This is a genomic window from Citrobacter sp. BDA59-3, assembly GCF_015167655.1.
Classification (GTDB): Bacteria; Pseudomonadota; Gammaproteobacteria; order Enterobacterales; family Enterobacteriaceae; genus Phytobacter; species Phytobacter diazotrophicus.
The window spans coordinates 421,269-444,258 of record NZ_CP063427.1 but is presented as its reverse complement, the minus strand read 5'-3'; the positions used below and the strand labels follow the sequence as shown (position 1 = coordinate 444,258).

At 52.3% G+C, this 22,990-nt stretch carries 22 protein-coding genes and 3 tRNA genes; 12 read left to right on the top strand and 13 right to left on the bottom strand.

What is annotated here, in order from left to right:
- Positions 1-202: 202 nt before the first annotated feature.
- From IP582_RS02085 to orn, 4 genes are all read right to left on the bottom strand, one after another.
- Positions 203-278 (bottom strand) — tRNA-Gly (locus tag IP582_RS02085).
- 36 nt (positions 279-314) lie between these two features.
- A tRNA-Gly gene (locus IP582_RS02080) sits at positions 315-390 on the bottom strand.
- Between the two features lie 72 nt (positions 391-462).
- Positions 463-538 (bottom strand) — tRNA-Gly (locus IP582_RS02075).
- A gap of 203 nt (positions 539-741) precedes the next feature.
- On the bottom strand, positions 742-1,287 hold the full coding sequence (orn, locus tag IP582_RS02070; RefSeq protein ID WP_039077828.1) for an oligoribonuclease: 546 nt from the start codon (positions 1,285-1,287) through the stop codon (positions 742-744).
- A gap of 106 nt (positions 1,288-1,393) precedes the next feature.
- On the opposite strand from orn, the gene rsgA reads away from it, so the two are divergent.
- The 3 genes from rsgA (at position 1,394) to mscM (ending at position 6,867) form a co-directional block, all read left to right on the top strand.
- Positions 1,394-2,449 carry a small ribosomal subunit biogenesis GTPase RsgA gene (gene rsgA, locus IP582_RS02065; protein WP_193794939.1) on the top strand — a complete coding sequence of 352 codons (1,056 nt, stop codon included), beginning with the start codon at positions 1,394-1,396 and terminating at the stop codon, positions 2,447-2,449.
- Between the two features lie 98 nt (positions 2,450-2,547).
- The gene (gene asd / locus IP582_RS02060; protein ID WP_039077830.1) at positions 2,548-3,516 is read left to right on the top strand and encodes an archaetidylserine decarboxylase; all 969 of its coding nucleotides are present in this window, start codon (positions 2,548-2,550) and stop codon (positions 3,514-3,516) included.
- Between the two features lie 18 nt (positions 3,517-3,534).
- Entirely contained in the window at positions 3,535-6,867 is a 3,333-nt protein-coding gene (gene mscM, locus IP582_RS02055; protein ID WP_193794938.1) for a miniconductance mechanosensitive channel MscM, read from the top strand.
- Between the two features lie 129 nt (positions 6,868-6,996).
- Here mscM and epmA read toward each other — a convergent pair whose 3' ends face one another.
- Entirely contained in the window at positions 6,997-7,974 is a 978-nt protein-coding gene (gene epmA, locus IP582_RS02050; protein WP_039077832.1) for an elongation factor P--(R)-beta-lysine ligase, read from the bottom strand.
- Between the two features lie 309 nt (positions 7,975-8,283).
- Between epmA and frdA the strand changes: the two genes are divergently transcribed.
- From frdA to IP582_RS02025, 5 genes are all read left to right on the top strand, one after another.
- A complete protein-coding gene (gene frdA, locus IP582_RS02045; protein ID WP_193794937.1) occupies positions 8,284-10,074 on the top strand; it encodes a fumarate reductase (quinol) flavoprotein subunit in 1,791 nt (596 codons plus the stop codon).
- The gene (locus IP582_RS02040) at positions 10,067-10,801 is read left to right on the top strand and encodes a succinate dehydrogenase/fumarate reductase iron-sulfur subunit (RefSeq protein WP_107223980.1); all 735 of its coding nucleotides are present in this window, start codon (positions 10,067-10,069) and stop codon (positions 10,799-10,801) included. Before frdA ends, IP582_RS02040 begins: the two co-directional genes overlap by 8 nt.
- Positions 10,802-10,811: 10 nt before the next feature.
- Positions 10,812-11,207 (top strand): fumarate reductase subunit FrdC, encoded by a 396-nt coding sequence (gene frdC, locus IP582_RS02035; RefSeq protein WP_193794936.1) that lies wholly within the window; start codon positions 10,812-10,814, stop codon positions 11,205-11,207.
- Between the two features lie 11 nt (positions 11,208-11,218).
- The gene (frdD, locus tag IP582_RS02030) at positions 11,219-11,578 is read left to right on the top strand and encodes a fumarate reductase subunit FrdD (protein ID WP_039077836.1); all 360 of its coding nucleotides are present in this window, start codon (positions 11,219-11,221) and stop codon (positions 11,576-11,578) included.
- A gap of 83 nt (positions 11,579-11,661) precedes the next feature.
- Positions 11,662-12,192, top strand: a complete 531-nt coding sequence (locus IP582_RS02025) for a lipocalin family protein (RefSeq protein WP_039077837.1) — start codon at positions 11,662-11,664, stop codon at positions 12,190-12,192.
- Here the strand turns inward: IP582_RS02025 and sugE are convergent.
- Positions 12,189-12,506, bottom strand: coding sequence for a quaternary ammonium compound efflux SMR transporter SugE (gene sugE, locus IP582_RS02020; RefSeq protein WP_193794935.1), 318 nt, complete (start codon positions 12,504-12,506; stop codon positions 12,189-12,191). The genes IP582_RS02025 and sugE overlap by 4 nt on opposite strands.
- 263 nt (positions 12,507-12,769) lie before the next feature.
- Here sugE and IP582_RS02015 point away from each other — a divergent pair, with 263 nt between their 5' ends.
- Complete coding sequence (locus tag IP582_RS02015; RefSeq protein ID WP_193794934.1) at positions 12,770-13,393, top strand: response regulator transcription factor; 624 nt, start codon at positions 12,770-12,772, stop codon at positions 13,391-13,393.
- 36 nt (positions 13,394-13,429) lie between these two features.
- Here the strand turns inward: IP582_RS02015 and ecnB are convergent, their stop codons facing one another.
- The 3 genes from ecnB to efp form a co-directional block, all read right to left on the bottom strand.
- Positions 13,430-13,576, bottom strand: a complete 147-nt coding sequence (gene ecnB / locus IP582_RS02010) for a lipoprotein toxin entericidin B (RefSeq protein ID WP_039077840.1) — start codon at positions 13,574-13,576, stop codon at positions 13,430-13,432.
- A gap of 107 nt (positions 13,577-13,683) precedes the next feature.
- Entirely contained in the window at positions 13,684-13,818 is a 135-nt protein-coding gene (locus IP582_RS02005; RefSeq protein ID WP_193794933.1) for an entericidin A/B family lipoprotein, read from the bottom strand.
- Positions 13,819-13,994: 176 nt separating this feature from the next.
- Positions 13,995-14,561 carry an elongation factor P gene (gene efp / locus IP582_RS02000; protein ID WP_039077842.1) on the bottom strand — a complete coding sequence of 189 codons (567 nt, stop codon included), beginning with the start codon at positions 14,559-14,561 and terminating at the stop codon, positions 13,995-13,997.
- A gap of 41 nt (positions 14,562-14,602) precedes the next feature.
- Between efp and epmB the strand changes: the two genes are divergently transcribed.
- Together epmB and yjeJ are read left to right on the top strand one after the other, a co-directional pair.
- Entirely contained in the window at positions 14,603-15,631 is a 1,029-nt protein-coding gene (gene epmB / locus IP582_RS01995; protein ID WP_193794932.1) for an EF-P beta-lysylation protein EpmB, read from the top strand.
- 229 nt (positions 15,632-15,860) lie between these two features.
- Positions 15,861-16,736, top strand: coding sequence for a YjeJ family protein (gene yjeJ, locus IP582_RS01990; protein ID WP_193794931.1), 876 nt, complete (start codon positions 15,861-15,863; stop codon positions 16,734-16,736).
- Between the two features lie 93 nt (positions 16,737-16,829).
- Here yjeJ and IP582_RS01985 read toward each other — a convergent pair whose 3' ends face one another.
- From IP582_RS01985 to IP582_RS01970, 4 genes are all read right to left on the bottom strand, one after another.
- Positions 16,830-18,476 (bottom strand): methyl-accepting chemotaxis protein, encoded by a 1,647-nt coding sequence (locus IP582_RS01985; RefSeq protein WP_304489549.1) that lies wholly within the window; start codon positions 18,474-18,476, stop codon positions 16,830-16,832.
- Positions 18,477-18,850: 374 nt separating this feature from the next.
- Entirely contained in the window at positions 18,851-19,204 is a 354-nt protein-coding gene (locus IP582_RS01980; RefSeq protein ID WP_039077845.1) for a DUF4156 domain-containing protein, read from the bottom strand.
- A 254-nt stretch (positions 19,205-19,458) separates the two neighbouring features.
- The gene (gene groL / locus IP582_RS01975) at positions 19,459-21,105 is read right to left on the bottom strand and encodes a chaperonin GroEL (protein WP_071194324.1); all 1,647 of its coding nucleotides are present in this window, start codon (positions 21,103-21,105) and stop codon (positions 19,459-19,461) included.
- A 44-nt stretch (positions 21,106-21,149) separates the two neighbouring features.
- Positions 21,150-21,443: a co-chaperone GroES gene (locus IP582_RS01970; protein WP_007372708.1), complete on the bottom strand. Its 294-nt coding sequence runs from the start codon at positions 21,441-21,443 to the stop codon at positions 21,150-21,152.
- A gap of 266 nt (positions 21,444-21,709) precedes the next feature.
- Here IP582_RS01970 and yjeH point away from each other — a divergent pair, with 266 nt between their 5' ends.
- Positions 21,710-22,957, top strand: coding sequence for an L-methionine/branched-chain amino acid transporter (yjeH, locus tag IP582_RS01965; RefSeq protein ID WP_193794930.1), 1,248 nt, complete (start codon positions 21,710-21,712; stop codon positions 22,955-22,957).
- Positions 22,958-22,990: the final 33 nt, after the last annotated feature.

The following is a 22,990-nucleotide window of genomic DNA, read 5'->3' as shown; positions in this document are numbered from 1 at the left end:
GATCCCATTAACAATTTAAGATGAATTTTTTATTAAAAAATTCAGTAATTTAAATTGATACTATTCACCAGGCGAAGCGATCGGGATTTCAAATGAAGGCAGGCGTTCTGTGGATAAGTCTGTTTACAAGAATATGTAAGGACGAAAAAAATCGTCCGCAGCATGTGCTTTCCGCTGTGGATAATTTAATGGAGTAAAAATTTGGAGCGGGAAACGAGACTCGAACTCGCGACCCCGACCTTGGCAAGGTCGTGCTCTACCAACTGAGCTATTCCCGCTTGGGTGGTGCGTATCTTTCGATACTTTTCAAATTTTGGAGCGGGAAACGAGACTCGAACTCGCGACCCCGACCTTGGCAAGGTCGTGCTCTACCAACTGAGCTATTCCCGCATAATCTCTGGTTTCACGTTGCAACAGCTTGGCTACACGTGCATACCGGCGATTGATGGTGCATTCAAATTTTGGAGCGGGAAACGAGACTCGAACTCGCGACCCCGACCTTGGCAAGGTCGTGCTCTACCAACTGAGCTATTCCCGCAAACATCATTTTTCTTGCTGTCGTAATTTCACATTTCTGTGTCGTCACGGGAGGCGCATTATACGAGAATTCCTTTCTCCTGCAAGCCCCCCGAAAACGATTTTTTAAATTTTTCGTTCAAGTGCTCGATTATTCGTCATCTTGCCTGTTTTTGCGCCGGACGGACTACCTTACTCTCTTTTTCATCCATCCGGGCACTCTTTTTACAGCTTAATAAAATGTTCGCGATAGTAGGAAAGCTCGGCCACAGACTCACGGATATCATCCATTGCCTGATGCGTGCCCTGCTTTTTGAAACCGTCGAGAATTTCCGGTTTCCAGCGACGCGCTAACTCTTTTAAGGTGCTGACGTCCAGATAACGATAGTGGAAGTAAGCTTCCAGCTCCGGCATGTACTTAAACAGAAAACGACGGTCCTGACCGATACTGTTGCCACAAATTGGCGACTTGCCCGCTGGCACCCACTCTTTCAGAAATTCGATGGTCGCCAGCTCTGCCGCGCGATCATCAAACTGACTTGCCTTGACGCGCTCCACCAGACCGCTGCCAGTGTGGGTACGTACGTTCCAGTCATCCATCAACGCCAGCTGAGCGTCAGACTGATGAACCGCAATTGTCGGCCCCTCCGCCAGGATATTCAGATTCGCGTCGGTAACCAGGGTCGCGATTTCAATAATACGATCGCGTTCCGGATTCAGCCCGGTCATCTCCAGATCGATCCAAATCAGGTTGTTTTCATTTGCACTCATGCTATTTTCCACCCTTCTCGCGTCATATTCAGCGTGACTATATTCATCTAAAATAGCGTGTATCATAAAGGTTTTGCCCATCCGGGGCGACCAGGAGCCAGTACGATTGAGTAAAAATAAACTCTCCAAAGGACAGCAACGCCGCGTCAACGCGAATCATCAGCGCCGGTTAAAAACGTCTGTGGAGAAAGCCGACTACGATGACAACCTGTTTGGCGAGCCGTCTGAGGGCATAGTGATCAGCCGCTTCGGCATGCACGCGGACGTTGAAGCCGCGGATGGCACCGTACACCGTTGCAATATTCGTCGTACCATTCGTTCACTGGTCACCGGCGACCGCGTCGTCTGGCGTCCGGGCAAAGAGGCGGCGGAAGGGGTGACGGTAAAAGGCATTGTCGAAGCCGTACACGAGCGCACGTCCGTACTGACCCGTCCTGACTTTTACGATGGCGTAAAACCGATCGCGGCAAATATCGATCAGATCGTGATCGTTTCAGCCATTTTGCCGGAACTCTCGCTCAATATTATCGATCGTTATCTGGTGGCCTGCGAAGCGTTGGAGGTTGAACCGCTGATCGTACTGAACAAGATCGATCTGCTGGACGATGAAGGCATGGCCTTCGTCAATGAGCAGATGGATATCTACCGCAAAATCGGTTATCGCGTGTTGATGGTATCCAGCCATACCCAGAACGGGCTGCTGCCACTTGAGGACGCATTAACTGACCGTATCAGTATTTTTGCCGGGCAGTCTGGCGTGGGCAAATCCAGCCTGCTGAACGCCCTGCTCGGTCTGCATGAAGACCAAATCCTGACAAATGATGTCTCTGATAACTCCGGTCTGGGCCAGCACACTACGACAGCCGCCCGTCTTTATCACTTCCCGCACGGCGGCGATGTGATTGATTCTCCCGGGGTGCGTGAATTTGGACTCTGGCATCTGGAGCCGGAACAAATTACTAACGGCTTTGTCGAATTCCATGACTATATCGGCCACTGCAAATACCGTGACTGTAAACACGCCAGCGACCCAGGCTGCGCCATCCGCGAAGCCGTCGACAAGGGCAAAATCGCCGGGACGCGGTTCGAAAATTATCACCGTATTCTTGAGAGCATGGCACAAGTAAAAACGCGTAAAAGCTTTTCTGAATCCGATGACTGACAACTAAGCTAAGCGTCGTTAGAATCGTCCCCTTTTTTGCAAAGACCTGGCGATAGCGCCGGGTCAGGAACGACAAAAACAATGGCCTGGAGGCTACCTTGTTAAACTCATTTAAACTTTCGCTTCAATACATTCTGCCGAAACTGTGGCTCACTCGCCTGGCGGGCTGGGGCGCAAGCAAACGCGCGGGTTGGCTGACCAAACTGGTTATTGATCTGTTCGTCAAATACTACAAGGTCAATATGCAGGAGGCGCAAAAGCCGGACACCGCCAGCTATCGCACCTTCAACGACTTCTTCGTGCGCCCGTTGCGTGACGATGTTCGCCCGCTGAACACCGATCCGAACATCCTGGTCATGCCCGCAGACGGCGTGATAAGCCAGCTTGGTAAAATCGAAAACGACAAAATCCTGCAGGCGAAAGGCCACGATTACAGCCTGGAAGCCCTGCTGGCAGGCAACTACCTGATGGCAGATCTGTTCCGTAATGGCTCTTTTGCTACCACGTACCTGTCACCGCGTGATTATCACCGCGTGCATATGCCGTGCAACGGCATTCTGCGGGAAATGATTTATGTACCGGGCGACCTGTTTTCGGTTAACCACCTGACGGCGCAGAATGTGCCAAACCTGTTTGCTCGTAACGAGCGCGTCATTTGCTTGTTCGATACTGAATTCGGCCCGATGGCGCAAATTCTGGTCGGAGCCACGATTGTCGGCAGTATTGAGACAGTCTGGGCCGGTACGATCACCCCGCCGCGCGAAGGCATCATCAAACGCTGGACCTTTCCTGCAGGCGAGAGCGATGGTGCAGTTGCGCTGCTGAAAGGCCAGGAGATGGGCCGCTTCAAACTGGGTTCAACGGTGATTAACCTGTTCGCTCCGGGTAAAGTGAATCTGGCAGAACACCTGCAAAGCCTTTCTGTGACCAAAATCGGCGAGCCGCTGGCCGTCTCCACCGAAACGCTGGTGACACCGGAAGCTGAACCGACGCCTCTGCCCGCAGAAGAAATTGCCGCCGAGCTGGATGCCAGCCCGCTGGTAGACGACAAGAAAGACGAAGTCTAACGAAGAAGGTAAGCTGTAGTGCGCCTGATTATCATTTTTCTGATGGCCTGGTGCCTCAGCCTGGGGGCCAATGCAGCAACGGCCCCCGATGCCAAACAAATCTCGCAAGAACTGGAGCAGGCCAAAGCGGCAAAAGCCACGCCCGATCAGGCTGAAACCGTCGAAGTGCTCCAGGGCGCGCTTAACGCACTTGAAGAGCGTAAAGGCTCGCTTGAGCGCGCCCAGCAATATCAAGACATTATCGATAATTTCCCCAAACTTTCCCGCACGCTACGCTCGCAGCTAGATAACCTGCGCGATGAGCCAAAATCGGTGCCTGCCAATATAAGCACCGACGCGCTAAACCAGGAAATTCTGCAAGTCAGCAGTCAGTTGCTGGAAAAAACCCGCCAGGCACAGCAAGAGCAGGAGCGCGCCCGGGAAATTAACGATTCCCTGAGCCAGCTTCCGCAACAGCAAACGGATGCCCGCCGCCAGGTTAATGAAGTTGAACGCCGCATCGGCGCGCAAACCAGCAATACGCCGCTCGCGCAGGCACAAAATCTGAGTGCCCAGGCAGAGTCTGCAAAGCTGAGGGCGCTGGTCGATGAACTGGAACTGGCACAGCTATCGGCAAATAACCGCCAGGAGCTGTCGCGGATGCGCTCAGAGCTGGCCCAAAAGCAGGCACAGCAACTGGATGCTTACCTGCAGGCGCTGCGTAATCAGCTCAACAGCCAACGTCAGCGTGAAGCTGAGCAGGCGCTGGAGAGTACCGAACAACTGGCGGAAAACAGTGATAACCTACCGCCCGGTATCGTCGAACAGTTTAAGATCAACCGTGAGCTGTCGCAGGCGCTAAACCAGCAGGCGCAGCGCATGGATCTGGTCGCCTCACAACAGCGTCAGGCGACAAATCAGATGTTACAGGTCCGCCAGGCACTGACCACCCTGCGCGAGCAGTCACAGTGGCTGGGCGCGTCCAATATGTTGGGCGAAGCGTTGCGCGCTCAGGTGGCCCGCCTGCCGGAAATGCCTAAGCCCCAGCAACTTGATACAGAAATGGCGCAGCTTCGCGTGCACCGCATGCGTTATGAAGACCTGGTGAACAAGCAGCCTCAGTTGCGACAGATTCGTCAGGCTGATGGCCAGCCACTGACGGCGGAGCAGAGCCGTATACTCGATGCTCAGTTGCGCACGCAGCGTGAGCTGCTCTCGTCGCTACTACAGGGTGGCGATACCCTGATTCTGGAACTGACAAAGCTTAAAGTTTCTAATAGCCAGCTTGAGGATGCGCTGCGCGAGGTGAATGAAGCCACGCACCGCTACCTTTTCTGGACGGCGGACGTCAGTCCAATGAGCCTGAGCTGGCCGGTTGAAATCGTGCAGGATCTGCGACGCCTGATCTCGCTGGATACCTTTAGCCAACTCGGCAAAGCCAGCGCAATGATGCTAACCAGCAAAGAGACGCTGTTCCCGCTTTTTGGCGCGCTCATCCTCGTAGGTTTCAGCCTCTACTCGCGTAAGCATTTCACCCGTTTCCTTGAGCGTTCCAGCGCCAAAGTTGGCAAAGTCACTCAGGACCATTTCTGGCTGACAATGCGTACGGTGTTCTGGTCGATTCTGGTCGCCCTTCCGCTTCCCGTATTGTGGGCAACGCTGGGTTACGGCTTACAGGAAGCCTGGCCGTATCCGTTGGCCGTAGCAATTGGCGACGGCGTCACCGCGACCGTTCCGCTACTGTGGGTCGTGATGATTTGTGCCACTTTCGCCCGCCCAACCGGATTATTTGTCGCCCATTTCGGCTGGCCGCGTCATCGCGTGGCGCGTGGAATGCGCAACTATCTGATGAGCATTGGTTTTATCGTGCCATTGATTATGGCGCTGATCATGTTCGATAACCTCAATGACCGGGAGTTTTCCGGGTCGCTGGGCAGGCTCTGTTTTATTCTGATTTGTGGTGCGCTGGCGGTCGTCACACTCAGTCTTAAACGCGCCGGGATCCCGCTCTATGTTGATAAGACCGGTTCAGGTGATAACATGCCGAACCGCCTGTTATGGAACCTACTGTTAAGCGCCCCGCTGATTGCGATTCTGGCTGCTGCGGTGGGCTATCTGGCCACCTCGCAGGCACTGCTGGCGCGTCTGGAAACCTCCGTTGCCATCTGGTTCCTGCTGTTAGTGGTGTATCACATTATCCGCCGCTGGATGCTGATCCAGCGCCGCCGCCTGGCGTTCGATCGTGCCCGCCATCGTCGCGCTGAGATCCTCGCCCAGCGCGCGAAAGGCGAAGATGAGACGCCACACTCCACCAGTACCGAAGGATCGGTCGAGATAGATGAGAAAGAGCTCGATCTGGATGCCATCAGCGTGCAATCGCTGCGCCTGGTGCGCTCGATCCTGATGCTTATCGCGCTGCTCTCAGTCATTGTGCTGTGGTCAGAAATCCACTCAGCTTTCGGCTTCCTGGAGAATATTTCTCTGTGGGATGTCACCTCCACGGTACAAGGAGTGGAAAGCCTTGAGCCCATCACTCTCGGCGCGGTGTTGATTGCCATTCTGGTGTTTATCATCACCACGCAACTGGTGCGTAACTTTCCGGCGCTGCTTGAGCTTGCCCTGTTGCAGCATCTGGATCTCACCCCAGGCACCGGTTATGCCATCACCACCATCACCAAATATCTGCTAATGCTGTTTGGCGGGCTGGTTGGATTCTCAATGATCGGGATCGAATGGGCGAAATTGCAGTGGCTGGTTGCCGCGCTTGGCGTCGGTCTGGGCTTTGGCCTGCAGGAGATCTTCGCTAACTTTATTTCCGGCCTGATCATTCTGTTTGAAAAGCCGATCCGCATCGGTGATACCGTGACGATCCGCGATCTGACCGGTAGCGTCACGAAGATCAATACCCGCGCCACGACGATCAGCGACTGGGATCGCAAAGAGATCATCGTGCCCAATAAGGCCTTTATTACCGAGCAGTTTATCAACTGGTCACTGTCGGATTCGGTGACGCGTGTGGTGCTGACGGTCCCGGCACCCGCCGATGCCAACAGCGAAGAGGTAACGCAGATCCTTTATACCGCCGCAGAACGTTGTACGTTTGTGATTGATAACCCTGCCCCGGAAGTATTCCTGGTTGACCTCCAGCAAGGGATCCAGCTATTTGAACTGCGTATCTACGCCGCCGAGATGGGGCACCGTATGCCGCTGCGCCACGAGATTCATCAGTTGATTCTGGCGGGCTTCCGCGAACATGGTATCGATCTGCCGTTCCCACCGTTCCAGATGCGGCTTGAAAGTCTGGACGGCAAGCGCACGGCGCGCACGCTGACATCGGCAGGGAAAGGGAATCGTCCGGCGGGAAGTGTGTAATCTTTCCCCGATGCGCTTATCGGGGCTACTCTGACAGCCTCTCCCACCGGGAGAGGCGTCGATGATCAACGCCATCAAACCGTTGCCCGGATAAGGCGTAGCCGCATCCGGGATGGTGAAGCCGAAAAATCAGGAGCGATCGACGGTAAACGCCATTACCTCGGCGAGGCTTTCCGCCCCCAGCGCCAGCATCACCAGGCGATCAACGCCCAGCGCCACACCGGAACAATCCGGCATACCGGCCTTCAGGGCCTCCAGCAGATTTGTATCCACCGGTTGCTGCGGCAGGCCACGTGCGGCACGCTTGCGATTATCCTGCTCAAAACGCTGCTGCTGTTCGCGGGCATCGGTCAGTTCATGGAAACCATTCGCCAGTTCAATACCTTTGAAGTAGACCTCAAAGCGTTCCGCCACGCGGTGATCTTCGGTGCTGATTTGCGCCAGCGCGGCCTGACTTGCCGGGAAGTGGTAGACAAACGCCGGACGGTCTTTGCCGATATGTGGCTCAACGCCCATGGTGAACAGCAGTTGCAGCAAGGTATCGCGGTCTTCTTCAGTGTCTGCGATATTGCTTAAATCAAGCTTCGCCGCCACTTCACGCAGTTGCGTTTTATCCGCAGAAAGCGGATCGATTTCCAGGTAGCGCTGGAAAGCCTGCTGATAAGAGAGTGATTCCGCTGCCGGACACTCCAGCACCTGTTGCAGAAGGTCATCCACTTCATTCATCAAACGATACATATCGTAGTGCGGACGATACCACTCCAGCATGGTGAACTCAGGATTATGATGACGCCCCATTTCCTCATTACGGAAGCTACGGCACAACTGAAAAACCGGGCCACATCCTGCCGCCAGAAGGCGCTTCATGTGGTATTCCGGGCTGGTCATCAGATAAAGATTCATCCCTTGCGAATGGCCGGGACCAACGAAACGGGTCTCAAACGGGAACAGGTGAATATCGGTTACCGTGGCCTGGCTCATACAAGGCGTTTCCACCTCTAACACGCCGCGATCGGCGAAGAAACGCCGAATTTCCGCCATAATTGCTGCGCGTTTTAATAAGTTAGGGATGGATGCGCTCGGCTGCCAGGTTGCCGTCTCGCTCATGGTACGTTCTCCGAATTCAAACAAGGGCACGAAGTCTACCCGTATCAGCTCAGAGAGACAAATTTTGAGCGGAATAAGGTTCACCGACGGGAGGTAAAATCACTAAAGGTTGGGAGTTTTGTAATTAAATTAATCAAAATCAATGATGTTTTAGGCCATTCATACGTTAAAAAAATCGAACAGGTCAAATTTCCCTCACCATCCTAAGATTATAATGCATACCAATAAAGGAGCAGTGGAATCGTATTCGAGGCCCTGGCTGGTCAGATCAGAAAGGGTTGCGAAATAACAATAATCAGGAGGAATGTCGTGCAAACTTTTCAAGCCGATCTTGCTGTAATTGGCGCGGGTGGCGCGGGTTTACGTGCCGCCATAGCAGCCGCCCAGGCAAATCCAAATGCTAAAATCGCCCTTATTTCAAAAGTTTATCCCATGCGCAGCCACACCGTGGCCGCAGAAGGCGGTTCCGCAGCCGTTGCACAGGATCATGATAGCTTCGAGTACCATTTTCACGACACTGTAGCCGGTGGCGACTGGCTGTGCGAGCAGGATGTCGTTGACTACTTTGTCCGTCATTGCCCCACCGAAATGACCCAGCTTGAACTCTGGGGCTGCCCGTGGAGCCGTCGCCCCGATGGTTCTGTCAACGTTCGCCGCTTTGGCGGCATGAAGATCGAACGCACCTGGTTTGCCGCAGATAAAACCGGCTTCCATATGCTACACACCCTCTTCCAGGCATCACTTCAGTTCCCGCAAATTCAGCGTTTCGACGAGCACTTCGTGCTGGATATTCTGGTCGACGATGGCCAGGTGCGTGGGTTGGTCGCGATGAACATGATGGAAGGCACGCTGGTGCAGATTCGTGCCAACGCGGTCGTTATGGCGACAGGCGGTGCGGGTCGCGTTTACCGTTACAACACCAATGGTGGTATCGTCACCGGCGACGGAATGGGCATGGCGCTTGCTCATGGCGTACCGCTGCGTGATATGGAGTTTGTCCAGTATCACCCCACCGGGCTGCCGGGTTCCGGTATTTTGATGACGGAAGGCTGCCGTGGCGAAGGCGGTATCCTGGTCAACAAAAACGGCTACCGTTATCTGCAGGATTATGGCATGGGGCCAGAAACCCCGCTGGGCGAACCGAAGAACAAATATATGGAGCTGGGGCCGCGCGACAAAGTGTCTCAGGCGTTCTGGCATGAATGGCGTAAAGGCAACACCATTTCGACCCCGCGCGGCGATGTCGTTCATCTCGACTTGCGCCATCTGGGTGAGAAAAAACTGCTGGAACGTCTGCCATTTATTTGCGAACTGGCAAAAGCCTACGTTGGCGTGGATCCGGTAAAAGAACCGATTCCGGTACGCCCCACCGCGCACTACACCATGGGCGGTATCGAAACCGATCAGCAGTGCGAAACCCGTATCAAAGGGCTGTTTGCTGTGGGTGAGTGTTCATCTGTTGGTCTGCATGGCGCAAACCGTCTTGGCTCAAACTCGCTGGCAGAGCTGGTGGTGTTTGGTCGTCTGGCAGGTGAACAAGCAATGGCGCGTGCCGCCTCCGCGACAGCAGCCAGCGACGCAGCGCTGAATGCACAGGCCGCCGACGTTGAGCAACGCCTGAAAAATCTGGTCAATCAGGAAGGTACAGAAAACTGGGCGAAAATTCGCGACGAAATGGGTGAGTCAATGGAAGAAGGCTGCGGTATCTACCGTACGCCAGACCTGATGCAAAAAACCGTTGATAAACTGGCGGAGCTGCAAGAGCGTTTCAAACGCGTGCGCATCACCGATACTTCCAGCGTGTTTAATACCGACATCCTTTATACCATCGAACTGGGGCACGGCCTGAACGTCGCCGAATGTATGGCTCATTCCGCGCTGGCACGTAAAGAGTCGCGCGGGGCGCATCAACGTCTGGATGAAGGCTGCACGGAGCGCGATGACGTCAACTTCCTCAAGCACACCCTGGCGTACCGGGACGCAGACGGTACTACCCGTCTCGATTACAGCGACGTGAAGATAACGACGCTGCCGCCTGCGAAACGTGTTTATGGTGGCGAAGCGGAAGCCGCTGAGAAGAAGGAGTCGACCCATGGCTGAGATGCAAACCCTGAAAGTTGAGGTGGTGCGATATAACCCGGAAGTGGATACCGCTCCGCACAGCGCCTTTTATGATGTGCCTTACGATGAGCAAACGTCGCTGCTGGACGCGCTGGGTTATATAAAGGATAACCTGGCGCCGGACCTCAGCTATCGCTGGTCCTGCCGTATGGCGATTTGCGGCTCCTGCGGCATGATGGTCAACAAAGTGCCGAAGCTGGCCTGTAAAACGTTTTTACGTGACTACACGAAAGGGCTAAAAATCGAGGCGCTGGCCAATTTCCCTGTTGAGCGCGATTTAGTGGTCGACATGACCCACTTTATCGAAAGCCTGGAGGCCATTAAGCCGTACATCATTGGCAATTCTCGGACACCGGATCAGGGGCCGAACAAGCAAACCCCGGCGCAGATGGCGAAATACCATCAGTTCTCCGGCTGTATCAACTGTGGCCTGTGCTATGCGGCATGTCCGCAGTTTGGCCTCAATCCGGAGTTTATTGGCCCGGCGGCCATCACGCTGGCGCACCGCTACAACCTGGATAACCGTGACCACGGGAAACAGCAGCGTATGCCGCAGTTGAACAGTCCAAATGGCGTCTGGAGCTGTACCTTTGTGGGCTACTGCTCGGAAGTGTGCCCGAAACATGTCGACCCGGCGGCCGCTATCCAGCAGGGCAAAGTGGAAAGCTCGAAAGACTTTCTTATCGCCACTCTGAAACCACGCTAAGGAGCGCATCATGACGACTAAACGCAAACCCTATGTCCGGCCAATGCCGTCGACCTGGTGGAAATCGCTGCCGTTTTATCGCTTCTATATGCTGCGTGAAGGAACAGCGTTACCGGCGGTATGGTTCAGCATCATTTTGATCTGCGGACTTTTTTCCTTAAAACATGGCCCGGAATCCTGGGAAGGATTTGTTACCTTCCTGCGAAACCCAATAGTGGTGATCCTGAACCTGATTGCCCTGGCGGCAGCGTTGCTGCACACCAAAACCTGGTTTGAACTGGCGCCAAAAGCGTCGAATATCATCATCAAAAGCGAAAAGCTTAAACCCGAGCCGGTTATCAGAGGGCTGTGGGCCGTGACCGTGCTGGCGACGGTGGTCATTCTTTTCGTTGCACTGTTCTGGTAAGGAGGCCAAAGGTGATCAATCCAAACCCAAAACGTTCCGATGAACCCGTCTTCTGGGGGCTGTTCGGCGCAGGCGGCATGTGGAGTGCGATTATCGCGCCGGTGATGATTCTGCTGGTTGGCGTGCTGCTACCGCTGGGTCTCTACCCCGGTGAAGCGCTCGGCTACGAACGTGTACTGGCATTCGCCCAAAGCTTTATCGGCCGTGCGTTTTTATTCCTGATGATTGTTCTGCCGCTATGGTGCGGGCTGCACCGTCTGCACCATGCCATGCATGATATTAAAGTCCATATCCCCAGCGGGAAATGGGTCTTCTATGGCCTCGCCGCTATTCTGACCGTGGTCACACTGATCGGGGTCATCTTCCTTTAATTCACCTCGCTCTCCCGCTCTGGCGGGAGAGCATTTTTCCCGCCAGCTTCTACACTTAAGTAAAAAACTGAAAGGAAAAAATCATGCGTTTGTTGCCGATTATCGCAACGGCTGCTGCAGCATTTTTGGTTGTAGCCTGTAGCTCTCCTACTCCCCCTTCTGGCGTCACCGTGGTGGATAACTTCGATGCGCAACGTTACCTTGGCCGCTGGTATGAAATTGCCCGCTTTGACCACCGCTTCGAGCGTGGCCTGGAAAAGGTGACCGCGACCTACAGCACAATGGATGACGGCGGCATTCAGGTCATCAATAAAGGCTACAATCCGGAACGCGGCATGTGGCAACAATCGGTCGGGAAGGCGTACTTTACCGGTGATACGCGTAAGGCCGCACTTAAGGTCTCGTTCTTCGGTCCTTTCTATGGCGGCTATAACGTCATTGCGCTGGACAAAGATTACCGATATGCGCTGGTATGCGGGCCGGATCGGGACTATCTGTGGATTTTGTCACGCACACCGACGCTTCCGGATGCGGTGAAAAAACAGCTCGTTGATATCGCAGCCCGCGAAGGTTTTGCGGTTGAAAAACTTCTGTGGATAAATCAGACCCTTTAAGGCGTACTGAGCTTGAGGCCGATAATCCCCGCGACAATCAGTGCCAGGCTTAGCAGGCGCGCGGGATTCGCCGATTCACCGAATAACACAATCCCCGTGATAGCAGCCCCCACGGCGCCAATGCCTGTCCAGACGGCATACGCCGTTCCTGTGGGCAGGCTTTTCATCGCCCATGACAACATCACGACGCTAACGATCATCGCCGTTACGGTAATCACGCTGGGTACAAGGCGGGTAAAACCGTGCGTGTATTTCAGGCCAATAGCCCAAACGACTTCAAGAAGACCAGCAATAAAAAGAATTATCCATGACATAGGTGGCTCCAGTGCGGGGCCGTCCCCATTGAGTGTTGCGCAATCGGGTCGTCCCGACAGGCTGGTTGAGAGAGATAAATTTTGACCTGGTTACAAACGGAATGCAATTTTTGCGGAATTGCGCAGATTTAAGTGACTTAAAGCAAGAAATAGCTACAGATAGCAACGCAGTTCGCGCATTTATTCCCCATAAGTACCCCCTATGATGAAGTGCTGCCAGCAACGGGAAGCCGTGCGTCAATATTCTTACTGCGAAGAAAAATATGTTTAAAATTCTCTTGATTGACCGTTGTTACTTCACCCGTACGGGGCTGGAAAGCTGGCTCAATCAGACTGACTTTTTCCCGGCTTCATTCCTTGTGACTTCGCTGAATAACCTGATGCTGGCAAAAGAACATATTGTGCAATGGCAGCCGGACTTGATCATTGCCGATCTTTACGGCTTTAAGAATGATCTCCACCATATTCAGCAACTTTCCTCACTATTCACCGCCTGCGGAAAAGATAACCACCTTATCCTTTTGCAGTCAGGGGAAGATGCTCAACTCATGGCGTATTGTGCCCAGTATCAGGTACAGGCAACGCTGCAAAAAAGCGAGTCGATGGAAACGCTGGCTAAAGTCATTGCTCATGCCGTTCTGTCCCGCCCCGTGCGAACCGGGCCACAAATAGCCACCCCGTTGCTCACACGCCAGGAAGAAAAAGTACTGTCATTGTGGATGGAAGGCCGCAGCAATCAATCTATTGCGTCCAAAATGAGCATCAACGGTAAGACGGTGTATACCTACAAGCGCAATATTCGGATGAAGCTGGGAATGGGTAACCGCTTTACACCGTTCCTTTCGCTTCCCGAAGCGCCGGACAACTTGCAAGATAACCTGAATTAACGGTACGGCACTGGCCGTACCGCGTACTGGCAGGAATTACTGCTGCGCTTTTGTCGCTGCGCCAGAAATAGCGCTACCACCCTCAGAGATATCCTGACCGACACCACGCGTGGTGTTACAAGCAGTCAGCGCTGAGGAAAGAACCAGTACAGTAAAGATCGCAGCAAATGTCTTCTTAACCATAATATCTTCCTTATGTAGCCAATATTGTTTGTGCATAGCCACTTAAGGATAGACAAGATTGCGCAACCTGGCGGAATGTCGGCGATTTTTAGGACGACAGGAAGAAATTAACTCGCAGCGTGTGAGATTGAGTTGCCGAGATGTTTGATGTCTTCACCAAAGCCACGCGCGGTATTGCAGCCCGCCAGCAAAGTGGTGGTGAGAATAAAGAGTGCTACAAGACTGAGAAGACGTTTCATCATTCCTGCCCTGGAAAAGCAAAGGTGCAATAAGGTGAGCGCACCAACATTTCACAATAGACAAATCATTCAGGCTGCATTGTGGCGACAAGGCAGAAATCCCAGCAAACTATTTATCAGGTTAACTGGGGTTTCTCTAAGCACAGCCAACAAAGAGGCAGCCTAAAAGATAAAGTGAATTACTTCACGCGGGAGACATACTCGCCGGAACGCGTATCCACTTTAATCACTTCGCCGATCTGTACGAACAGCGGAACTTTAACCACTGCGCCAGTGCTCAGCGTAGCCGGCTTACCACCGGTACCCGCGGTATCACCTTTCAGACCTGGATCGGTTTCAATGATTTCCAGTTCAACAAAGTTCGGCGGAGTCACAGCGATCGGACGGCCATCCCACAGCGTCACGATGCACTCAGCCTGATCCAGCAGCCATTTCGCGCTGTCACCAACGGTTTTCGCATCGGCAGCCAACTGCTCGAAGGTTTCGTTGTTCATGAAATGGTAGAACTCACCGTCGTTGTAGAGGTAAGTCAGGTTCATATCGATAACATCTGCGCCTTCGGCAGAGTCAGTAGATTTGAAGGTTTTTTCTACACGGGTGCCAGTCAGCAGGCGACGCAGTTTAACACGCGCAAATGCCTGACCTTTGCCTGGTTTAACGAATTCGCTGGCTTCAACTGCATAAGGTTCGCCGTCGAGCATGATTTTAAGACCGGCACGAAAATCGTTGCTATAGTAAGTCGCCATAAAGGCCCTCTAAAAATGTTAACTGGTAGCTAAGCCACAAAATGGCGCATATTGTAACCCTAAATACCCCATCCAGAGAAGATTGGTTAGTGCAACTTGCCGATGTAATAACCGATCCAGATGAACTCTTGCGTGTTTTAAATATAGACACTGACGAAAATTTAACCGCCGGACGCGAAGCAAAACGCCTGTTCCCGCTGCGCGTGCCCCTTGCTTTTGCCGCGAGAATGAAAAAAGGCGACCCCAACGATCCGCTTTTACGTCAGGTCCTGACGGCGAGAGAAGAGTTTGTTGCCGCCCCAGGATACAGCACCGATCCGCTGGAAGAGCAGGAAAGTGTGGTGCCTGGCTTGCTGCATAAGTACCGTAACCGTGCACTGCTGCTGGTTAAAGGTGGCTGTGCGGTAAACTGCCGCTACTGCTTCCGCCGCCACTTCCCGTATGCGGAAAATCAGGGCAATAAACGCAACTGGCAGGTTGCGCTGGATTATATTGCCCAGCAACCGGAACTTGATGAGATCATTTTCTCCGGTGGCGATCCGCTGATGGCGAAAGATCATGAACTGGACTGGCTGATCGCGCAGCTTGAAGCCATTCCACATATCAAGCGCTTGCGTATTCACAGCCGGCTGCCGATTGTCATTCCGGCGCGGATCACCGACACACTCGTCTCCCGCCTTGCAGGTTCTTCCCTGCAAATTCTGCTGGTGAACCATATCAATCATGCCCAGGAAATCGATGACGACTTTCGCGCGTCTATGGAAAAATTGCGGCGGGCGGGTGTAACACTGCTTAATCAGAGCGTGTTGTTGCGCGGCGTTAATGATAATGCCCGCACGCTTGCAGACCTCAGTAACGCGTTGTTTGATGCTGGCGTGATGCCTTACTACCTGCATGTGCTGGATAAAGTTCAGGGCGCGGCCCATTTCATGGTAAGCGATGATGAAGCGCGGGAAATTATGCGGGAGCTGTTGACGCTGATCTCAGGCTATATGGTGCCGAAACTGGCCCGGGAAATTGGCGGTGAGCCCAGCAAAACACCACTGGATTTGCAGTTACGGCAACAATAGAAGCTAACCGTTCAAACAGAAAAGTGGTGCAGGGATGCATCGCTTTCCTGTATTTAAGAAAACGATAGTGTTTTCTCATCCAGCCTCGATTTTTTAGCATATCTGATTGTTCACTGCTTTTATTATGGTATTTTAATCCTCTTTTTAAGTTTATATCAGATAATATATTCACCAATTCTATTTTTTCAGTTGGATATATAATTTTTAACAATGGTTATGGAGAACCATAATGGAAATGAATATTACGGGTGTCAACGCAGGCGTAATACGTAACAATGACGAGTTCCTCGCCGTCGCGCTAAAACTAAACATTAAAAAGAGTGACACAAAGCTGCTTTTCTTTCCGGCTTTAACTTTACGCGATCTTTTTGTCGCCATGGAATATCATCTCTCCAAGCAAAAAGAACTGGACGGTACTCGACGGGATGATTTCATCGCAGCGCAAACTGCGGTAACTAAAGCAATGCACGGCCATATTCCTGAGTTAAAAAAGGAAGAACTGGAAAAGGCAGATATAAATTATCGCGTAAACGCCATTGATAATTTCACCTACGATGAAGGGAAACTCATTTTCACGTTGCAGTTACATAATAATGAAAAGTTCACCTTCGAAGTTCATGAGCTGCAAATAGAGTTGCTTACCCATGTTTTAATTCATGCCATTAATAACGCTGGTATGCGAGACCTGGCATTGCGTATCTCTTCGTTACTGGATTTTCTTCCACTATATGATGTTGATTGCCAGCCTGACGGTAAGATGGTCTACGATACCTATACCCAGCCGGAGTGGAAAACAGCATTGTTTGATCATTATTTAATTCTTCTGTACCACTATGCCGGGACAAAGAAAAAATCCACTTTCTGCGGTACGGTGATCAAAACCAGAAGCCTTCCCGATACTCCTGAAATCCAGGCGATCGCCAAAAGACTGTTGGCTTTCAGCCCACGGCTGGGAAAACTCGCCAATAAAGCCTGTCAGGTACACATTCAGGCTATTAACGTGCAAGAGGGTGAACCGCTTAATCTGGATAGATGCATGCATACGCTGAACCAGATACGCCATCAGGTCACGGTGAAACCATCTGTAAAAAAAGCCAAAAAATAATATAGCGAAAACGCTGCCACGATATTCCGTGGCAGCGATAGAATTACCAGCACCTGAACAAAAGGTGCGACGCTATTACAGTAAAGCCCTGCTTTAGAACGTCTCCCAACCTGCATCATGGCCTGCAGCCGCAGACACAGGGGACATTTTAAGAGGACGTTTAGGGGCTTTGGACGCGGCGGCGGCCGTTTGTATCCCCGGTAAACGGAATACATCAACCAGTTGTTGCAGCTTGACCGCCTGATCTTCCAGACTTCCCGCAGCAGCAGACGATTCCTGAACCAGAGCGGCGTTCTGCTGTGTTGTCGTGTCCATTTCAGACATGGCCTGAGCAATCTGCGCAATACCCCGATTTTGCTCGTCAGACGCTGCGGCAATTTCCTGCATCAAATCTTTCACCTGGGTAACGGAGTGAACAATCCCACTCATACTTTCACCCGCCAGATCGACCTGTTTTGCACCTTCTTCTACAAAATGGACTGACTCGCCGATGAGCGCTTCAATCTCTTTTGCAGCCTGTGAGCTGCGCTGAGCTAATGAACGAACCTCTCCGGCAACAACGGCAAACCCGCGCCCCTGGTCGCCCGCACGCGCAGCCTCAACGGCGGCATTGAGCGCCAGAATATTGGTCTGGAACGCGATACCGTTAATAACGGTGGTAATTTCAGAGATGCGGCGTGAGCTTTCGATAATATCTTTCATCCGACTCACGGCATTCCCCACAACAATACCGCCCTGACTCGCCGTATCGGACGCGGTAACAGCCAGCAAACTCGCCTGTTGGGCGTTTTGCGCGTTCTGTTTTACCGTCGAGCTCAGCTCTTCCATACTGGCCGCAGTTTCAACAACGGCGGCAGATTGTTGTTCAGTACGCGCTGACAACTCATCATTGCCTAAAGAAATTTCGTTTGCCGCAGTATTTACCGAAGCAGAAGCATTTCTCACCATACTGAGGGATTCCGCCACCCGCTCAACGAGATGGTTAAATGCCGTGATGGCATGGCCAATTTCATCCTGGCGGCCGGCCGGCAGATTTTTGCTGAGATCAAGGTCTTCACTGATCTGCACCATGCCATCTCTCATGGCATTTAAACGGCGACGAATATTTAAAACCGTAAGCAGACCAAACAGCCCAAGAAGAATGGTGGCAGCCAGCGTTGCGCTCACTGATAAAATCAGTGCCTTGCTAATAAGCGATTTACTGGCTGCATTCGCCTGAACAACTAAAGAGGTGTTGTAGTCAATCTGATCATTAAAGTCAGCAAGTAGTGTAGCAATTTTATCTGCGATTAATCCGCCTTTTTGCATGGCTGTAATAATCGCCTTGCGGTCATTGGATTCTGATATTTTAAAATATTGATCCATCGCTCCACGGAACGCCTGTAAATCTGCAAGTGTTTTATTGCTAAGCTCTACGTCGCGCGGGTCTGAAGCTAATTCTTTGATATAGTATTGATGTTTTGCAAGGAGCTCATCATAAATTTTATTGGCATTTTGTTTAATGACATCCATTTGCGCCTGGTCTTCGGTTAAACCATGCAAATAAAGTTGCGAACGAACGCCAGTAGCCTGAATCATTTCCTTATTCATTGTCGTCAGGCTGGGAAGAATGTTTTCCTGGAAATAATTAGTGTCCTCACTAATTTTTGATAAAGAAATCATTGCAATGATATTCGTGCCAATCAAGCTAATGATAAGTAGAGAAAAAGCAAGTAATAACCGTTTGGTGATGTTCATCATACCTCTCCAATTTAACTTTAGTATCTTAGATATATCATGATGAATAACCACCATGAGGGAGAGTCCTTTCACACTTCGGTTTTATTTATCGGAGCGCTTTATTAAAACTTTAGCGTTAAGTTAACTTTTACTTTACGAATTGAAAAAAAGATGTGAAAACTCTCACACAAGTGAAAGCTTAAGAAATCTTAATATACGTAGGAGATAAAAATAAAAGACGTTCGATTTTAATTTATAAACCAATAAAAAATATGATTAAAAATTAAAGAGTTACGATTAAAACGCGAGTTTAGAAAAATAATATGAAAAATAAAACATACAGACAACATCAGGATCACTGCTCCCATTTATAAATGGGAGCAATGCAGCTTACGTTACTGCGGGCATTTATAAACCTGACCGGTCATTTCGCTGGCTGTCGGCACGAAGCTGGACATAAAGCCTTGTGTCGGGCTGGAGACGCTGAACAGCACGTTGCCGCCCATTTGCGCAGCCTGGTTACGCAGGTCGTTAGCCGCACCGCGCATTGAACCACCCTCTTCACCATGCTGACCAGAAAGCCAGTTGCTTTGTTTACCCGTTGCGGTACCCAGATACTGACAGTTTGCTGCAGGTTTATCTTCTACGAAGCGAACATTCTGCCCGCCCGAAGAAAGCTCATTACCGGCGCTACAGCCTGCCAGTAACAACGTTGCGCCGACAATCCCTGCTAAATATTTAACGTGCATGTTATTCCCCACAATCAATGAGCTGGACGTCTTGCGTCCGTGTCTGAATCTTATACTAAAAAGATGACCAAAAGAAAAACCCCCGGCCATTTCTGCCCGGGGGTTTTTCAATTCTGGGAGATGAACACCCAAATCATTCTGGCTGCAGGAAGGCGGCAAGTTTGTTAATCCCCAGGAGCTTACTCAAGTAAGTGACTGGGGTTAGCAAACGCAGCCAACGCATCTGCAGCCTGAAGGATGCAGGGTGTGGGCAATTACATCATGCCGCCCATACCGCCCATGCCGCCCATACCACCAGCAGCACCTAAGTCAGGCGCGTCGCCTTTCGGCAGGTCGGTCACCATGCACTCGGTGGTGATCATCAGGCCGGCTACAGATGCCGCGTACTGCAGCGCAGAACGGGTCACTTTAGTCGGATCCAGGATACCCATCTCGATCATGTTGCCGTATTCTTCGGTAGATGCGTTGTAACCGTAGTTACCGTCGCCCGCTTTCACGGTGTTAGCCACAACAGACGGCTCTTCACCGCAGTTCAGCACGATCTGACGCAGCGGAGCTTCCATTGCGCGCAGCGCAACTTTGATACCCACGTTCTGGTCTTCGTTCTGACCTTTCAGGCCAGCGATTTTGCTTGCTACGCGGATCAGCGCAACACCACCACCCGCAACCACGCCTTCTTCTACCGCAGCACGGGTCGCGTGCAGGGCATCTTCAACACGTGCTTTTTTCTCTTTCATTTCAACTTCGGTAGCAGCACCGACTTTGATAACCGCAACGCCGCCGGCCAGTTTGGCTACGCGCTCTTGCAGTTTTTCACGGTCATAATCGGAAGTCGCTTCTTCGATCTGCTGACGAATCTGACCAACACGGCCCTGAATTGCCGCTTCGTCGCCCACGCCATCAATGATGGTAGTCGTGTCTTTGTTGATCACAACGCGTTTCGCCTGGCCCAGGTCTTCCAGAGTCGCTTTTTCCAGCTCCATACCGATCTCTTCGGAGATCACGGTACCGCCAGTCAGGGTAGCGATGTCCTGCAGCATAGCTTTACGACGGTCGCCGAAGCCCGGTGCTTTAACCGCAGCCACTTTCACGATGCCACGCATGGTGTTGACAACCAGGGTCGCCAGCGCTTCGCCTTCAACGTCTTCTGCGATGATAACCAGCGGTTTGCCTGCTTTCGCAACGGCTTCCAGAACCGGCAGCATTTCACGGATGTTGGAGATTTTCTTGTCAGCCAGCAGGATGAACGGGCTTTCCAGTTCTACTGCGCCAGTTTCCGGCTTGTTGATGAAGTAAGGGGACAGGTAACCGCGGTCAAACTGCATACCTTCAACCACGTCCAGTTCGTCCTGCAGACCGGTACCGTCTTCAACGGTGATCACGCCTTCTTTACCGACTTTGTCCATCGCTTCTGCGATCAGTTTACCTACGGTTTCGTCGGAGTTAGCGGAGATAGTACCAACCTGAGCAATCGCTTTAGAGTCAGAGCACGGTACGGACAGTGCTTTCAGCTCTTCAACAGCGGCCAGAACGGCTTTGTCGATACCACGTTTCAGGTCCATCGGGTTCATGCCCGCAGCCACAGCTTTCAGGCCTTCGGTGATGATAGCCTGCGCCAGTACGGTAGCGGTGGTGGTACCGTCGCCTGCAGCGTCGTTCGCTTTAGAGGCAACTTCTTTCACCATCTGAGCGCCCATGTTTTCGAACTTGTCTTCCAGTTCGATTTCACGTGCTACAGAAACACCATCTTTAGTGATGGTCGGCGCGCCGAAGGATTTATCCAGCACTACGTTACGGCCTTTCGGGCCCAGGGTCACTTTAACTGCGTCTGCCAGTACGTTTACGCCGCGCAGCATTTTCACACGAGCGTCGTTACCGAATTTTACGTCTTTAGCTGCCATTTTAATCTTTCCCTTAAATTCGTATGTTCAGTGTCGTTCGCGGATTACGCTTCAACAATTGCCAGAATGTCGCTTTCGGACATGATCAACACTTCTTCATTGTCGATCTTCTCAGCTTTAACACCGTAACCATCATTGAAAATCACGATGTCGCCCACTTTCACGTCCAGTGGCTGCACTGTACCGTTTTCCAGGATGCGGCCCTTACCGACAGCGATGATTTCGCCACGAGTTGATTTGCCTGCTGCAGAACCGGTCAGAACGATGCCGCCAGCGGATTTAGATTCAACTTCTTTACGTTTGACGATCACACGATCATGTAACGGACGAATACTCATTGATAGCTCTCCTTTGAGAAAGTCATTATCAGTTATGGGTGACGCCGGCCCGCAATCGGTTCTCCGGCTGGTGACCAGAGAGATGGGGATGGGTTTTTCCCCCTTCAAGGGGGGACTTTAAAAAAAATTCGCACAAAGCCCCTGGTCGGCAAGAAAAGGGAAAACGCAATCCGTGAGAAGAGGCAGGCGCACCAACAGCCATAAGTAAAATTGATTGTGATAGCATTATCCCACTTTACTTTGCGATGACGTGCGGGATACGGGCCATGAGTGGACTGAAACAGGAGCTGGGGCTGGCTCAGGGAATTGGGTTACTTTCAACATCGTTACTGGGCACCGGGGTTTTTGCCGTTCCGGCGCTGGCTGCGCTGGCGGCAGGTAACAGCAGCCTGTGGGCCTGGCCTGTGCTCATTCTGCTGGTCTTTCCGGTCGCTATCGTCTTCGCCGTTCTTGGTCGTCAGTTTCCCAGCGCGGGCGGCGTCGCCCATTTTGTCGGCATGGCGTTTGGCTCACGACTGGAGCGCGTCACCGGCTGGTTATTTCTATCAGTGATCCCGGTGGGGTTGCCCGCGGCGCTGCATATCGCCGCCGGTTTCTGGCAGGGGATGTTTGGCTGGCAGGGCGCGCAACTGCTGATAGCCGAGCTTGGCACCCTGGCACTTATCTGGCTCATCGGGACGCGCGGTGCGGGTTCCAGCGCTAACCTGCAATCCATCATTGCCGGGCTTATCGTTGCATTGATCTTCGCCATCTGGTGGCGTGGTGGGCTCTCCTTTAGCGCCCTGTCTTTTCCGGCTCCGGCCGAGGTTCCCCTCTCCGGCATGACCGCCTCGCTGGCCGTGATGTTCTGGTGCTTCGTCGGCCTGGAAGCCTTTGCCCATCTGGCCTCGGAGTTTAAGCATCCTGAACGCGACTTCCCCCGCGCGCTGATGATTGGCCTGATTCTGGCCGGCTCAGTCTACTGGGCCTGTACCGTGGTGGTGCTGCATTTCCCGCTCTGGCATAGCGCAGGAGCCGCGGCGTCTTTACCGATCATCGTCGTTGATCTGTTCGGCAAGCAGGCGCAGTGGATTGCCTGCATCATCGGTTATCTGGCCTGTTTTGCCAGTCTCAATATCTATATTCAGAGCTTCGCCCGGCTGGTGTGGTCGCAGGCACAATATAAGCCGCAAAGCCCGCTGGCGCGTTTGTCCTCCCGACAAATCCCGCTTAACGCGCTGAATGCCGTCCTGATTTGCTGCGTTATCTGTACGCTGGGTATCTACGCATTTGCCATTAATCTCGACACGCTCATCATTTATGCCAACGGCATTTTCATTCTGATTTATTTGCTGTGCATGCTGGCAGGGTGCCGCCTGTTGAAAGGGCGTTATAAAGTGCTGGCCTGGGTGGGCAGCATTCTGTGCTTACTGCTGCTGGCCATTCCTGGCTGGAAGAGTCTGTATGCGATTGTGATGCTGGCAGGTCTGTGGGCATTTTTACCCAGGCGCGGCGTGGCGGTTCAGCGGTCGTAAGCCCGGAAGGCGGCTTCGCCTTTTCCGGGCTAC

Excerpts from the sequence above, each read along its gene's own strand:
- orn (WP_039077828.1), bottom strand. The coding sequence starts at position 1,287 with ATGAGTGCAAATGAAAACAACCTGATTTGGATCGATCTGGAGATGACC.
- epmA (WP_039077832.1), bottom strand. The coding sequence starts at position 7,974 with ATGAGCGAGACGGCAACCTGGCAGCCGAGCGCATCCATCCCTAACTTA.
- IP582_RS02040 (WP_107223980.1), top strand. The coding sequence starts at position 10,067 with ATGGCTGAGATGCAAACCCTGAAAGTTGAGGTGGTGCGATATAACCCG.
- frdC (WP_193794936.1), top strand. The coding sequence starts at position 10,812 with ATGACGACTAAACGCAAACCCTATGTCCGGCCAATGCCGTCGACCTGG.
- IP582_RS02025 (WP_039077837.1), top strand. The coding sequence starts at position 11,662 with ATGCGTTTGTTGCCGATTATCGCAACGGCTGCTGCAGCATTTTTGGTT.
- sugE (WP_193794935.1), bottom strand. The coding sequence starts at position 12,506 with ATGTCATGGATAATTCTTTTTATTGCTGGTCTTCTTGAAGTCGTTTGG.
- IP582_RS02015 (WP_193794934.1), top strand. The coding sequence starts at position 12,770 with ATGTTTAAAATTCTCTTGATTGACCGTTGTTACTTCACCCGTACGGGG.
- ecnB (WP_039077840.1), bottom strand. The coding sequence starts at position 13,576 with ATGGTTAAGAAGACATTTGCTGCGATCTTTACTGTACTGGTTCTTTCC.
- IP582_RS02005 (WP_193794933.1), bottom strand. The coding sequence starts at position 13,818 with ATGATGAAACGTCTTCTCAGTCTTGTAGCACTCTTTATTCTCACCACC.
- efp (WP_039077842.1), bottom strand. The coding sequence starts at position 14,561 with ATGGCGACTTACTATAGCAACGATTTTCGTGCCGGTCTTAAAATCATG.
- epmB (WP_193794932.1), top strand. The coding sequence starts at position 14,603 with ATGGCGCATATTGTAACCCTAAATACCCCATCCAGAGAAGATTGGTTA.
- yjeJ (WP_193794931.1), top strand. The coding sequence starts at position 15,861 with ATGGAAATGAATATTACGGGTGTCAACGCAGGCGTAATACGTAACAAT.
- IP582_RS01985 (WP_304489549.1), bottom strand. The coding sequence starts at position 18,476 with ATGATGAACATCACCAAACGGTTATTACTTGCTTTTTCTCTACTTATC.
- IP582_RS01980 (WP_039077845.1), bottom strand. The coding sequence starts at position 19,204 with ATGCACGTTAAATATTTAGCAGGGATTGTCGGCGCAACGTTGTTACTG.
- groL (WP_071194324.1), bottom strand. The coding sequence starts at position 21,105 with ATGGCAGCTAAAGACGTAAAATTCGGTAACGACGCTCGTGTGAAAATG.
- IP582_RS01970 (WP_007372708.1), bottom strand. The coding sequence starts at position 21,443 with ATGAGTATTCGTCCGTTACATGATCGTGTGATCGTCAAACGTAAAGAA.
- yjeH (WP_193794930.1), top strand. The coding sequence starts at position 21,710 with ATGAGTGGACTGAAACAGGAGCTGGGGCTGGCTCAGGGAATTGGGTTA.